General features: G+C 65.4%; 9 protein-coding genes. 3 read left to right on the top strand and 6 right to left on the bottom strand.

Annotation, left to right across the window (positions count from 1 at the left end; genetic code table 11):
- Positions 1-1,505, top strand: a 1,505-nt coding sequence (locus NZM16_RS02090) for a hypothetical protein (RefSeq protein WP_295478180.1), incomplete at its 5' end; no start/stop codon positions are given.
- A gap of 316 nt (positions 1,506-1,821) precedes the next feature.
- Here the strand turns inward: NZM16_RS02090 and NZM16_RS02085 are convergent.
- The 3 genes from NZM16_RS02085 to NZM16_RS02075 all read right to left on the bottom strand — a co-directional run bounded on the left by NZM16_RS02085 (position 1,822) and on the right by NZM16_RS02075 (position 5,060).
- Positions 1,822-2,811, bottom strand: a complete 990-nt coding sequence (locus tag NZM16_RS02085; protein ID WP_295478177.1) for an electron transfer flavoprotein subunit alpha/FixB family protein — start codon at positions 2,809-2,811, stop codon at positions 1,822-1,824.
- A gap of 67 nt (positions 2,812-2,878) precedes the next feature.
- Entirely contained in the window at positions 2,879-3,673 is a 795-nt protein-coding gene (locus NZM16_RS02080; RefSeq protein WP_295449469.1) for an electron transfer flavoprotein subunit beta/FixA family protein, read from the bottom strand.
- Positions 3,674-3,842: 169 nt separating this feature from the next.
- Complete coding sequence (locus tag NZM16_RS02075) at positions 3,843-5,060, bottom strand: acyl-CoA dehydrogenase family protein (RefSeq protein ID WP_295449472.1); 1,218 nt, start codon at positions 5,058-5,060, stop codon at positions 3,843-3,845.
- A gap of 675 nt (positions 5,061-5,735) precedes the next feature.
- Between NZM16_RS02075 and NZM16_RS02070 the strand changes: the two genes are divergently transcribed.
- Together NZM16_RS02070 and NZM16_RS02065 are read left to right on the top strand one after the other, a co-directional pair.
- Complete coding sequence (locus NZM16_RS02070; protein ID WP_295449476.1) at positions 5,736-5,963, top strand: hypothetical protein; 228 nt, start codon at positions 5,736-5,738, stop codon at positions 5,961-5,963.
- Positions 5,964-6,480: 517 nt separating this feature from the next.
- Positions 6,481-7,095: a ComEA family DNA-binding protein gene (locus NZM16_RS02065; protein WP_295449482.1), complete on the top strand. Its 615-nt coding sequence runs from the start codon at positions 6,481-6,483 to the stop codon at positions 7,093-7,095.
- Positions 7,096-7,218: 123 nt separating this feature from the next.
- Here the strand turns inward: NZM16_RS02065 and thrC are convergent, their stop codons facing one another.
- From thrC to NZM16_RS02050, 3 genes are all read right to left on the bottom strand, one after another.
- Complete coding sequence (gene thrC, locus NZM16_RS02060) at positions 7,219-8,829, bottom strand: threonine synthase (protein WP_295449486.1); 1,611 nt, start codon at positions 8,827-8,829, stop codon at positions 7,219-7,221.
- A 12-nt stretch (positions 8,830-8,841) separates the two neighbouring features.
- Entirely contained in the window at positions 8,842-9,879 is a 1,038-nt protein-coding gene (mtnA, locus tag NZM16_RS02055; RefSeq protein ID WP_295478175.1) for an S-methyl-5-thioribose-1-phosphate isomerase, read from the bottom strand.
- Positions 9,880-10,175: 296 nt separating this feature from the next.
- Entirely contained in the window at positions 10,176-12,752 is a 2,577-nt protein-coding gene (locus NZM16_RS02050; protein ID WP_295478172.1) for an adenosylcobalamin-dependent ribonucleoside-diphosphate reductase, read from the bottom strand.
- Positions 12,753-13,478 lie beyond the last annotated feature (726 nt).

Below are 13,478 nucleotides of genomic sequence, written 5' to 3'. Positions count from 1 at the left end.
TCACCTCGGCGGAATGGCCGGCCGATGTCGCCCGCTTCGAGCGCGCCCGACAGGTGGGCGCCCGCTGGGACCGCTGGCCCCTCTACTGGAGCGGTGTGGAAACATCCCCGGGTGTCTATCGATGGGCCCACGTGGATCAGGCCCTTCGAGATGCCCTCGCCCAGGGCTTTGAGGTCTCCCTGATCCTGATGGGCACCCCCGGGTTCTATGCGGCCGGCGGCATCCCCGGCCAACTGCCCATCGGCGGGTCCGTCCTGCGCCAATCCAACGGGGGCACGCCGCGCCGTGCCCCCACTCCTCCCTCTTTGGCCATCGCCGCCGCCAACCCCCCGGCGGGCCTCTACGCGCCGATCTTCACTGATGGAACCGATCGCCCTGGCCCTGGAAAACCGATCAACCCGAACAACCGATGGGCGGCATTTGTTTATCAGGCCGTCGCCCGTTACCGGCCGGGCGGGCTCGCCAGCCAGCAGGTGGCCGGATGGCCTTCCGGCCGCGGTGTGCGCGCCTGGGAGATCTGGAACGAGCCGGACCTCACTTTCTTCTGGAGCGGGACCGCAACGGATTACGCGCGGCTGCTCAAAGTCGCCGCCATCGCCGCCCGGCAGGCGGACCCTCAGGCCCGCATCCTGTTCGGCGGGCTGGCGATCTTCGAAAAGCCGAACTGGCTTCGGGAGGTCCTGACCGCCCTTCAGAACGACCCCGCCCCCGATCTGCGGGACGCCTTCAGCTGGTATTTCGACGTTTTACCGATCCACAGCTACAGCTACGCCTGGCAGACCTTCCGCTACCTCAATCAGGCGAAGGGAACCCTTCAATCCTTCGGGCTCGTCAAGGAGCTCTGGGTGAACGAGAGCGGCCTGCCCGTATGGGACGATTATCCGGGACCGACCTGGGATCCGGATAGCGGGTATCGGGGGACAAAGGAAGAGCAGGCCGCCTATGTGGTGCAGAGCGCGGCGTATGCGATCTGGCTGGGGGCGCGGGTGATCTTCCATTTCATGCTACACGATGATTGCGGGAACGGACCGGAGCATCACGACGCCTTCGGGCTGTATCGGAACACCAGCCCGGCTCCCTGTCATCCCTCGGACGCGGGGGCGCGCCCGGCGGCCGCAGCCTATCGCCTGGTCGCGGCCCATCTGCCGGGCGCTGCGCCGCTCTGGCGGTGGCGTTCCACGCAGGGCCAGACCGATTGGGGGGCCTGCACCGGCCAAGTGGAATGGTTCGCCTTCCGCCGGCCGGACGGCGCCCGGGTGCTCCTGGCGTGGACCCGCCTGAACGTCCCGGCGACGATCACCGTGACCGCCGTCGCGTCGCAGGGGATCGTCTACGATGTCCGCACCGGAGCGGCCACCACCGTGCGCCCCACGAATGGCGTTTACACCTTCTCATTGCCGCCAGCCACCAATTACAACACGCCAACCCTATGCAATCCGACGCGTCAGAAACAGGGGGAGGCGGCGGTAGGGGGGATCCCCCTTTTCCTGGTGGAGGGGCCATAAGTGAAGTTACGCTGTTCACTTCCTCGGGAAGTCTTTCCTCCCCCTCCCGACGGTCTAAGGGCTGTAGGGGAAAAGAAAGGGGACGCCTTTAGCGCCCCCTCTCTGAAGTGCCGAACCCGCCCAAGGGCGGCGTGGGGATCCCTCTCCCAGGTTGGAAGGACTTCTTCCTCCTGGACCTCTCCTCCCAGAGGCCTCACGAGCCTTGAGGAGAGGAATCGGATGACGCTACGTGCAACTTCTGGGCCTTCCTGGGAATTGGAGCTGGGGCGTCGCCTTCGATGGCCTCGCCCGCCCGCCAACCGGGAGCGCGATCCCTTTATCCCTTCGCCAGCCCGCGGCGGCGGAGCTCCGCCGTGAGGGCGGGGACGATCTTGAAGAGATCGTCCACCACGCCGTAGCGGGCGGCCTTGAAGATCGGCGCCTCTGGATCTTTGTTGATCGCCACGATCACTTTCACCCCTCGCAGGCCGGAGAGATGCTGAATGGCCCCCGATACGCCGCACGCGATATAGAGATCCGGGCTGATGGTCTTGCCGGTCTGGCCCACCTGATACTTGTAGGGGATCCACCCCGCATCCACCACCGCCCGCGTGGCCCCCAGAGCCGCCCCCAGGGCCCGAGCCAGCTCCCGCAGGGTCTCGAAGCCCTCCGGGCCGCCCACCCCACGCCCGCCGCCCACCACAATGCGGGCCTCGTTCAGGCTGATCTCCCCCTCGGTTTCCTGAATCCAATCCAGGACCTCCGTGGAGAAAACCGAAGGATCCAGTTCAACCGAAACCCGGCGGATCTCCCCTTTCCGGCCGGGATCGGGATCCGGCCGGGGGAATGCACGCCCGCGGATCGTTAAAATCGCGGGGGAGCGCTCGACATAAGTTCGCGCGAACAGCTTGCCCTCATAGATCGGCCGGATCGCCACGATACGTCCGTCCTCGATGGCGATCTCCATCACATCGACCAGCGTGGCGGTGCCCAGCTCGGCCGCCAGACCTCCAGCCAGCTCGCGCCCGCGGGCTGTGGATCCCATCAGGATGGCCGAGGGGGCGCTCTCTTTCGCCAGACAGGTCAGAACGGCCAGGTAAGGTTCAAAACGGAAGTCCGCCAGCGCCGGGTGCTCGATCACCTGGACGACATCCGCGCCCATAGCGATGGCGGCCTCGGCCTGATCGGCGATCGCCCCCCCGATCCACACGGCGGTCACCCCGGTTCCCAGCGTATCCGCCAGCTGCCGGGCCACCCCCATGGTCTCCCATACGATCGAGGGAACCTTCCCCTGAAATTGCTCCAGCCAGACCCAGATATGGCTCATGGATGTCCTCCGCAGTTGACTTGAGAGGGGAGTGAGGGAGGCCGCCGGAGGCCCCCTGCCATTGCCCCTACAACACCTTTTCCGCTAACAGCCGATCGACCAGGGCGCGGGCGATCTCCTCCGGCGACTCTCCTTGGAGGAACTCGCACTGGACCTCCTGCTTGGGCGGGGCGAAAACGGCGGGCCAGCGGGCGGCCGAGGCCGCTGCGCCGACCTGCTCCGGCGACAACCCCAAATCCGCCGCGGTCCAGATCGGGATCTGCATCCGGGCGGCCTTTCGGATGCCCATAAAGGACGGATATCGCGGCTCATTCATCTGCATCGCGCTGAGGACAGCGGGGAGCGGCGCCCGCACCACCTGGCGGCCCTCCTCCAGGATCCGCTCCACCACCATCGTCCGCCCGGCCGGATCGACCTCGCGGATCTTCCCTACATAGGCCAGCAGGGGCCATCCGAGGCGTCGGGCGAGGGCGGGGGGGACCTGCGCGGAGTTCCCATCCACGCTTTCCTTACCCATGAAGACGAGATCCACCGTCCCCAGCTTGCGGACCGCCGCCGCCAGGATCGTGGCGGTGACGACCGTGTCGGAACCCTCAAAGGCAGGGTCGTGAAGCAGGATGGCCTCGTCGCACCCCATCGCCACGGCCTGCTTCAGCGCCTCCTTAGCGGATTCCGGGCCCATGGTGATCACCGTGACCTTCCCCCCGAATTTCTCCTTTAACCGCAGGGACTCCTCGATGGCGAACTCGTCCCATGGATTCACAATCAGCGGGGCATCGCCCCAGGAGATGCGCCCGGACGCATCGACGGTGATGGTGGCCGTCGTGTCCGGGGTTTGCTTAATGGGCACTACGATGTGCATGGTCGCCTCCACAGGGATCTTTGAGTTTCCTGCGGTGGGCAGGCCGCTTTCAGTGGACCTGCCTACCCTCCTAAAGGGACCATCCCGAAGCGATGCCGAGCGTCGGAGGCGTTCGGCATCGCTTCGGATCCTGCCCATTGATTTTGGGCAAGGGTTGTTCAGACCGGGTTCAGGCCATCGCGGGCTCGGCGCGCCAGATCTCCGGATCGTAGGCCGGCAACTCGCAGCGCAGGGGGCGATCCCTGCGATATCCCAGCGCGTATTCGGCCTGCAGGATCGTATGGATCTGGCTGGTGCCCTCGTAGATCACCTCTCCCTTGGCGTTACGGAGGTAGCGCTCCACGTCGTATTCATCGCTGTAGCCATACGCTCCATGGATCTGGATCGCGTCGAGGGCCGCCTGAACCGCCGCTTCGGTGGCGAACCATTTGGCCAGGCTGGTCTCCCGGGTGTTGCGCAGCCCCATGTTCTTCATCCACCCGGCCCGCAGGTAAAGCAGCCGGGCGATTTCATAGTTGGCAGCCATCTTGGCGATCATCTCCTGAACGAGCTGATGCTCGCCGATCCGCCGACCGAAGGTCATCCGCTCGTTGGCATATTTCACCGAGGCCTCCAGACAGGCCCGGATCAGCCCGGCCGCCCCCGCCGCTACGGTGTAGCGGCCGTTGTCCAGCGCAGCCATGGCGATGTAAAAACCCTCCCCTTCCTCCCCCAGGCGATTCTCGGCCGGCACCGGAGTGTCCTCCAGGACGATCCATCCGGTGTTGCCTGCCCGGACCCCCAGCTTGCCGTGGAGGGTGCCGGTTTTCACGCCGGGGAACGATCGCTCAACGATAAAGGCGGACATCCCTCGGTGGCCCTTCTCGGGATCCGTCTTGGCGATCACCAGGAAGTGATCCGCCAGATCCGCCAGGCTGATCCAGGTTTTCTCCCCGTTCAGGATGTAAACATCCCCCTGACGCCGGGCTGTCGCTCGGATCGCAGCAGCGTCGGATCCTGCGCCAGGCTCGGTGAGCGCATACGCGGCGATCTTTTCCCCCTTCGCCTGCGGAACCAGATAGCGCTGCTTTTGTTCCTCTGTCCCCCACTGAAGAAGGGAGAGGGAGTTCAGGGCCACGTGGACGGACATCACCACCCGGAGGGAGCTGTCGACGCGCTCGAGTTCCTCGCAAGCCAGGCCCAGAGAGATGTAATCCATCCCGGCGCCGCCATATTTCACAGGGATGCAGATCCCCATGAGCCCCAGGGCCGCCATCCGTTCGAAGAGCCAGGGGATCGGTTTCTGGGCGCGGTCGTGCTCCTTGATGACCGGCCGGATCTCCCGTTCCGCGAACTCGCGGACCATCTGCTGCACCATGCGATGCTCATCGCTCAGCCGAAAATCCATGGGAGCCTCCTCCGGAAGGACACTGATGTGGGGCGCCACGACTGGAATTCGTTTCCCGGTGAATTATACGTTTGATCCCCTCTTCCCGCGGCCCAATCGGCCCCGGGAAGAGGGGAAGAGAATGCGGCTTCCCGGGATCCTCTTTCTAAAATTCGCCGGCTGCCCAGGACAGCCGCCCCGTCGCCCCCGCTTTGACAGGTTTGCAGAATCTGCCTATACTGGTAGCAACCGTAGCGTTCGCTTCCTTAGTGGGGGCGCGGATGCGGGAGGGATCGCGCTCCCCAACGGGCTCTCCTCTCCCCTGGGCCCAGAGCGCCTCGGGGAGGGAAGATCGAGGGGGAACTATTTCCATGATCTCTTCATCCGTCAGCTGTTCAGCACTGCCCAGGACTCCAAACGCGCAGATCGGGGGAGGCTTCCCTTGCATGTAGAGACCCGCCAGCGAGGTCGAACAACAAACGGCACGCGGCCGACGGGCTGACGTGCCGTTTTGTTTTTTATCCGGCCCTCTTCCTAATCCCCGAGGGTCTTCTGGGGATAGGAGGCTGCCCTTGGCGGCCCGCCCGGCCTCCCAATGGGAGTTATGGAAAAGGCGGGGATGACGGGGCAGACGAAGAGGCCGCTCATCCCATCCTCAAGCCTTGGACTGAACAATAAACCCTTCAGGAGGTTCCAATGGTGGACTCGGCGCTGATCGGCAAGATCGAGAAGGCCCGGCGGTATGCCGAGGAGCGGGATCGTTTCCACTTCATCTCCTTCGCCGTCACCGTCCGCGGCGAGAACAACACCCACCATGTTCGCTACCATGAGGGGAACTGGACATGTGATTGCGAGTTCTTCCGCCATCGCGGGACCTGCGCCCACACGATGGCCCTGGAGCGGATCCTGGAAGGGATGCTATAAGTCCGCCATCTCCCCAGGGCCTCTGCGGTCCAGTTGAAACAGCAGTCGACAGATCTTCTGGCGGGGTCCGCTCTGCCTCGGCCGGCGCATCGGTGAGTGGAAGGCGACCGGCGCGAGGGAAGCGGCCCCGCCCGCCCCTCCTTCTTCATCCCCTTTCTCCCTCATCTGCGCTTCGATTGGGGGTAGGAATGACGCAGTGGGGAGCCGGCTAAGCGGGGCAGAATGAACCCATCCCCTCGGGGAGGGCAGACTGCCTGGCTCCTGTATCGTTACGGATATGAGAAACCCCGATGGAAAGAATCGGCGCCGCTATCATATACATGGCGAGATGACCCGTACTGGGACGAGGGCGGCGACGAGGCGGCTTTTGGCCGTTGTCCAACCGAACCCGGTTTCGCTGCCCTCAAGGCAGGCGAAACGGCGGTGCCCAATCGATGCAACAGTAAGGAAAGAGGGGATGGTCAGCCTGGCCGCCCATCCTCTCCTTTGCTCCAATCCTGCGCTGAGCGGAAGCGTTATGAGCGCCAGCAACCGATCCCCCACATACCCCTCCAAAGAGGGCTCTCCATGGCAGACGCTGCGGGAAGCGATAGTGCTGGGAGCTACTTTGGCCAGCTTCATCGCCAGCATCTGGCTGCTCCGACGTCCCGCCCCAGCGGCCATTCGAATTGTTCCCCCACCGACTCCCGTCCCAACCCCGACCTCCACCCCGATCTGGATCCACGTTTACCTCACCGGGGCGATCCATGCCCCTGGGGTCTACACGGTCCCACAGGGCTTGCGGATCTGGGCGATCCTGGAGCTGGCCGGGGGAGCTCGATCCGACGCGGATCTCGAGGCCCTCAATCTGGCCGCGCCGGCGACCGATGGGATGCACCTGCACGTGCCCCGACAGGGGGAGCGGCCGGCGATCCCGCCCACCCCTTCCGCTCGCCTGGATCTGAACATCGCTTCTGTGGAAGAACTGGAGCGACTGCCCGGGATCGGGCCCCGGACCGCGCAGGCGATCGTGGACTATCGGCTCAAGCACGGCCCTTTCCGGCACCTGGAGGATCTCCTCGCGGTCCCGGGCATCGGGCCAGCCACGCTGGAGCGGATTCGGCCGCTGGTGACGGTGACATCGGCCCCCTGAACAGCGCTAAAGATTTTTCCTCTCCCCCTCCCCAGGCCCTTCGGGCCATTGGGAGAGGGGCTGCCTCCGTCTATGGAGGAGGCGCAAAGGGCCTGGGGCGCGGCCTGTTTGTCCAAGGTCCAATCAAGAGGTGCGTAAAGCCGCCAGCATATCCTCGATTAAATGCTCATCTGTGAAGGTCCCCTTCTCCAGCACCGCGTAGGCCTGTTCCCGCAGGCGGGCCTGTTCCTCCGGGGCCAAGCTCCGCGCGGTGACCACCAGAACCGGGATCCGGCGCAGGGCCTCATCCGCCTTCAAGGCCTCCAGCACCGCGAAGCCGTCCATCCCGGGCATCATGAGGTCCAGGAGGATCACATCCGGCGGCTGGCTCCGGATGCGCTCCAGCGCCTCATCGCCCCGATAAGCTTCCTCCACGTAGAAAGTCCCCCGGGCCTGGAGGATCCGGCGGATCAGGCGGGCAGCATCCGGATCGTCATCGACGATCAAAACCCGCCGGCTGCGGGGATCCAGCTGATCGAGAGCGATCAGGAATCCCTCTGAAGGGGCCTGGGGGGCTTCCAGGGCATGCACCCAGGCCTCCCCCAAGGCGAACTTCTCCACCGGGAACGTGTGGCCGGAGGCGTTGATGACCACCGTCTCTTCGGGCCGGATGCGGCCTGAGGCGATCAGCCGGAAGGCCCCAGCGAAGGCCGCCGCCGCCGCCGGCTCCATCGAGAGGCCCTCCATCTTGGCCAGCAGATGCATCGCTCGATACGTCTCCTCATCGCTCACGGCTTCCATCGCCCCGCCTGTCTCCAGGACGATCCGGCGCAGCGCCGGATAGGCTGGCCCCGGATCCCCGGTCGCCAGGGTGGCGATGCGGGTGCGCGGCGTTTGGACCACCCGGGCCTGCTCCAGGCCCTCGCGGAAGGATTGCACGATCGGCGCGCAACCTTCCGCCTGGATCACGCCGATGCGAGGGATGCGATCCACCAGGCCCATCGCCCGCAGCTCCTGGAACCCTTTCCATACCCCAATGGGGCCCATCCCGCCGCTCACCGCCTGGATATACCAATCCGGCGCTCTCCATCCCAGCTGCTCCGCGATCTCGAAGGCGAGGGTTTTCATGCTCTCCCGCGCCGCCAGACTGCGGATCCCCCGGTCCAGGAACAGCCCGCGCCGCTCTGCGAATTGGGCCGCCACCCGCTTGGTCTGATCGTAAGTTCCTGTCACCTTGATGACCTCCGCGCCATACAGGGCGACCTCGCGCATTTTGTCCGAGGGCGCGGAGCTGACCAGGAACGCCCACAACTGGATCCCGGCCCGGGCACAATAGGCGGCGTAGGAGATGGCCACGTTCCCGGTGGAAGCCACCACCATCTCCCGCAGACCTGCCTCCCGCGCCACCGAGATGGCCAGGGAGGCCTGGCGATCTTTGAAAGACCCCGTCGGATTCTGGCGCTCGTCTTTGATGTAAAGGCGCGGGCGTCCCAGCATCAACCCCAGGTTCTCCGCGCGCAGCAGCGGCGTCCCCCCCTCATCCATCGTGACGATGTGCAGGTCCTCCCGAACCGGCAGCAACTCTCGATAGCGCCACATGGTGAACGGCCGCTCCCGCAACACCTGCTCCCAGCGCCGGTGAACCACGGGGAGATCGTAAACCACATCCAGCCAATCGCCGCCGCAGCGTGGACAACGGATTTCAAAGCGGAGATAGGGCCACTGGTGGGCACAGGACGCGCAGCGCAGCCACATCAGCATCCCTCCTTATTCCGGCTCCAGGGCGCGGCGGATATGAAGATCGAAGGGCGGATACAGAATCCCCTTCTCGGTGACAATGCCGGTGATATAACGGGCAGGGGTGACATCGAAGGCTGGGTTCGCCGCCCGCGCCCCCCGGGGCGCGATGGGGATCCCCTCGATCTCCAGAACCTCCCGCTCATCCCGCTCCTCGATCGGAATCGCATCGCCGTTTGGGGTGCGCAGATCGATGGTGGAGGTCGGTGCCACCACGTAGAAGGGAACTCCATGCTCCTTCGCCAGGACCGCCAGGGTGTAAGTGCCGACCTTGTTGGCTACGTCGCCGTTGGCGGCGATGCGGTCGGCCCCCACCAGCACGATGTTCACCTTCCCCTTGCGCATGTAATAGCCAGCTGCGCCATCGGCGATCACCGTGAAGGGAATGCCCAGCTGCAGCAGCTCCCACGCAGTCAGGCGAGCGCCCTGCAGACGCGGCCGCGTCTCGTCGACCAGCACGTGGATGCGCTTCCCCTGCTCATGGGCGGTGCGGATCACCCCCAGAGCGGTGCCATAGTCCACCGTGGCCAGGGCGCCTGTGTTGCAATGATGCAGGATGGTATCGCCATCCCGGATCAGGGTCGCCCCAAACTGCCCCATCCGCCGGTTGGTCTCCACATCCTCCTCCGCAATGCGCATCGCCTCCGCGACCAGGGCCTCCCGCAGGGCCTGCGGATCCCCCAGGCGCTCATCGGTCGCGCGGCGGAGCATCCGATCGACCGCCCAAAAGAGGTTCACGGCCGTGGGCCGGGAGGCCTTGAGCAGGGCCGCGGCTGCCTCCAGATCCCGCAACAGGCCCATCGGATCCGACGCCGGGCTGCGCAGGGCCGCCAGGGCCATCCCGAAGGCCGCAGCCGCCCCGATCGCCGGCGCGCCGCGGACGGCCATGGTGCGAATGGCCTCCGCGACCGCCTGAGGGGTGTCGCACTCCAGGATCACCAGTTCATGGGGCAGGCGCCGCTGGTCGATCAAACGCAATGTGCCGTCGCGCCATTCCACACTGCGCATTCTGCGTCCTCCATGAGAGAAGATCATTGGGGATTTTACTCGAATTCGTTACCTCGGGGAGGAGAAAGATCTTTTCTGGGGGAAGGAAAGGGCGAGGCAATGCCCTCAGCCCTACGCTCAAGTCCAGATAAAAAAGCGTGGCGGCCGCTCGCATCGACCCGCCACGCATGGAGGAGCACCGTGCCCGATGGACAATCGGGGGTTGGGGGAAACCCAGCGGCGGGTTTCACGACCCCAACCCCGGCCCTTTCAGAGAGAAGTTTGGGGGCGGTCGGGGCCGCCTTCGGCGCCCCCTCTCAACACTCGCTGTAGCCGCAGTTGTAGCAGGTGCGGCATCCTTCCTGCTCGATCAACGCGGCCTCCCCGCACTGCGGGCAGAGGTCGCCCACCGGACCGAGCCGATCCCGTTCCTCGGCAACCGCCGGGCGAGGCTGCGGCATGGGAAGGGTCGGCTGGACGGCGGCGGGGGAGGCCGGGATCACCTCCACGCCTCGCTCCGCCAGATATTCCGCCAGCACCCGGGCGATGCCATCGGGGAGGCTCCGTACCCGCTCCGGCCCGAAGCCCAGGGCGCGCCCCCCGCCGATGCCGTGGAGCTGATCCACCACCTGGCGCAGCCGCTCGACCGGGGGAACCGGCGAGGGCAGGCGCAACAGCAGCGAGATCAGGCGCCCGATGGCCTCCGCCACCGCCGCGATATCCGACCCCGCCTTCCCCACATTCAGGAACACCTCGAAGGGCTGGCCCTCCCCGTTCTCATTCAGGGTGATAAACGCCGTCCCCACCGGCGTGGCGATCCGGTAGGTGACCCCGGTCAGCTTCTGCGGCCGGGGACGCACCGTCGGGCCCACCGGCTGTGGCAGTGTGGGTTGCGTCGGCGCGATCACAGCCGGTTCCTTCTTCTGCTCCTTCTTCTCCTTTGTCTCCAGCGTCTCCAGCACCTCCTTCTCGCGGGACCCCGCCACATAAACCGTCAGGCCCTTGCAACCCAGCTTCCAGGCCAGCATATACGCCTTCTCCACGTCCTCCACCGTGGCCGTGGAGGGGAAGTTGATCGTCTTCGATATGCTGTTATCGATGAAAGCCTGGATGCTGGCCTGCATCCAGACGTGCTCTTCGGGGGTCAGATCCTGGGCGACCACGAAGGTGTGGCGGATCCAGTCGGGCAGCTCCTCGATGTGCTGGCAGGTGCCCTTGCGCAGAACCTCCTCGATGATCCGGGCGCGGGTCTCCTCATCCAGGCCGGCCTCTTTCAGGGCGCGCATGAAGAGCGGGCTGACGTAGCGTAGCTCCAGGCGCCCTTCCGCCTCGTGGACATAGCGAACATAAGCGAGGGCGAAGACGGGCTCGCAGCCATAACCTTCACAGCCGGCGACAGTGGACAGGGTGCCCGTGGGGGCGACCGTCGTTTGCGCCGCGTTGCGGATGCCGTAGCGCCGGATCCCCTCCGCGATCGCGTTCCAGTCCAGGGGCGGGCGGCCCCAGTCGCGGACGTAGGGCTTCAGCGGCCTGGGAGGCTCCCATTTCAGATCCTCCGGATCGTAGATGCTTCCTCGGATCGCTGGGAAAGGCCCGCGCTCCCGGGCCAGCGCCACGCTGGTCTGCATCGCGTGGTAACGAATGAACTCCGCGATCTGAGCGGCGAACTCCTGGCCCTCCTCCGAGCCGTAGCGGATCCGCAGGTGATACATCATGTCCGCCAGCCCCATAAACCCCAGGCCGATGCGCCGGGTCCGGAAGGCCGCTTCCTTCAGTTGGGGAACGGCCGGCACATACTGGTTCACCTGCACCACGTTGTCGAGGAAGCGAGTGGCCCACTCCACCGTCTCCCGGAGCTTCTCCCAATCCACCTCCGCCCGGCCGTTGGTGTATTTCACGTGGCGCGCCAGGTTCACCGATCCCAGACAGCAGTTCTCGAAGGGACCCAGCCACTGTTCACCGCATGGGTTTGTGGCTTCCAGGCGGTAGAGGTGGGGCACCGGGTTCGAGCGGTTGGCCGTGTCCAGGAAGAGGACCCCCGGCTCGCCGTTGTGGTGGGCTTGCGTAGCGATCTTGCGGAAGAGATCCCGCGCCCGCACCCGCTTGTAAACCTGGATCGGGATCCCCAATCGCTCGGCGTCCTCTAAGGTGCCGCGGAATTCCCGGTAAGCCGGATGCAACACATCCGGGAAGCGCAGCTCCCACTCCTCATCGTTCTCCACCGCCCGCATGAAGGCATCGGTGATGCCCACCGAGATGTTGAAGTTGGTGATGGCGTTCTCATCGGTCTTGCAGGTGATGAACTCCTCCACATCCGGATGATCCACCCGGAGCACGGCCATGTTGGCGCCGCGGCGGGATCCCCCCTGGGCGATCTCCCCGAAGGCGCGATCGTAAACCCGCAGGAAACCCACCGGCCCCGTGGCGCGGCCCATCGACGAGAACACCACCGCGTTCTTGGGGCGGAGCCGGGAGAACGAGAAGCCGTTGCCTCCGCCCGTCTGCTGGATCAGGGCGGCATCCCGCAGCGTCTGGAAGATGCCCCCCGTGACTTTGCCCATGTCGTCCTCGAGGGGGAGCACGAAGCAGGCGGCCAACTGCCCCAGAGGCGTCCCAGCGCCCGTGAAGGTGGGTGAGTTCGGAAGGAACCGGAGGGCGGTGAGCATCCGGTAGAACCGCTCCTCCCACAGACCCGGATCCCCGCCCAGCTCCTTCTCCGCCCCGGCGACGGCCCGCGCCACCCGGCGGAACATCTCGGGGATCGTCTCCACGGGCCGGCCGTCCGGCCCCTTGCGCAGATACCGGCGCTCCAGGACGATGCGTCCGTTCTCCGTTAAGGGGATCTCGTCCTCCGGATGGGCTTCGTCCACACGGATCTCCCAGCGCATCGCCATAGCCTCCTCCTTTTTGAGGTTGTAGGATCGGGCAGGGCCGTCGGAGGCCGCCCCGCCCGCCCCTAAATGAGGAACCGAAGCGAGTCTGGAAGGCGATGGCCCCTCCCGCCTTTCTCCCTCTCCTCATGGCCCTCCGGGCCGTGGGGAGAGGGAGAAAAAACCTTTCGGGGGGCGGTGCGGGGGGCCAAAGGCCCCCACGCCGCCCCCAAATGAAAAATGGACAAAGCACTCAGGCACAGCCCGTTCGTCTGACATCCAATCCAGGACTACGCGAAGTCCTCCCGTCCTCCCTTTCGGCCCGGCAGGAGATCCCCTCACCCTCTCCTCTCGCCGCCCCCTGGACAGTGAGACGAGAGATCAACCGGGACAACCTTGTCATTCTCGAAAAAGACTCGATATCGCCATATATGGCGATAATGCGTCTATTGCACCCCATATATGGGGGTTTCGGAAGCGCGCAGAGAGCGCTACGTTGATTGCTACGTGCTGAGATCCAGTTTCGGGGTTCAAGTAGGGGCGAAAAGTCTTTCACCCCTATCTCGGGAGCTACACCGTTGGGAGCCGCTTGGGGAGGTGGAATGCCCCCTCCCCCTTTTTTATTCCCCATGGCCCTCCGAGCCAGGGGGGAGAGAAAAATCCTTTAGGGGCGGTGTGGTGGACCATCGCCCTCCCCTGCACCACCCCGGGACCCCAATCAAAAATGGGTAGTGTCTCCCTGTAACTGAT

The organism is Thermoflexus sp. (assembly GCF_025055495.1).
Classification (GTDB): Bacteria; Chloroflexota; Anaerolineae; order Thermoflexales; family Thermoflexaceae; genus Thermoflexus.
Note: the sequence above shows the minus strand (reverse complement) of the source record. Positions and strands in the feature narration are given on the sequence as shown.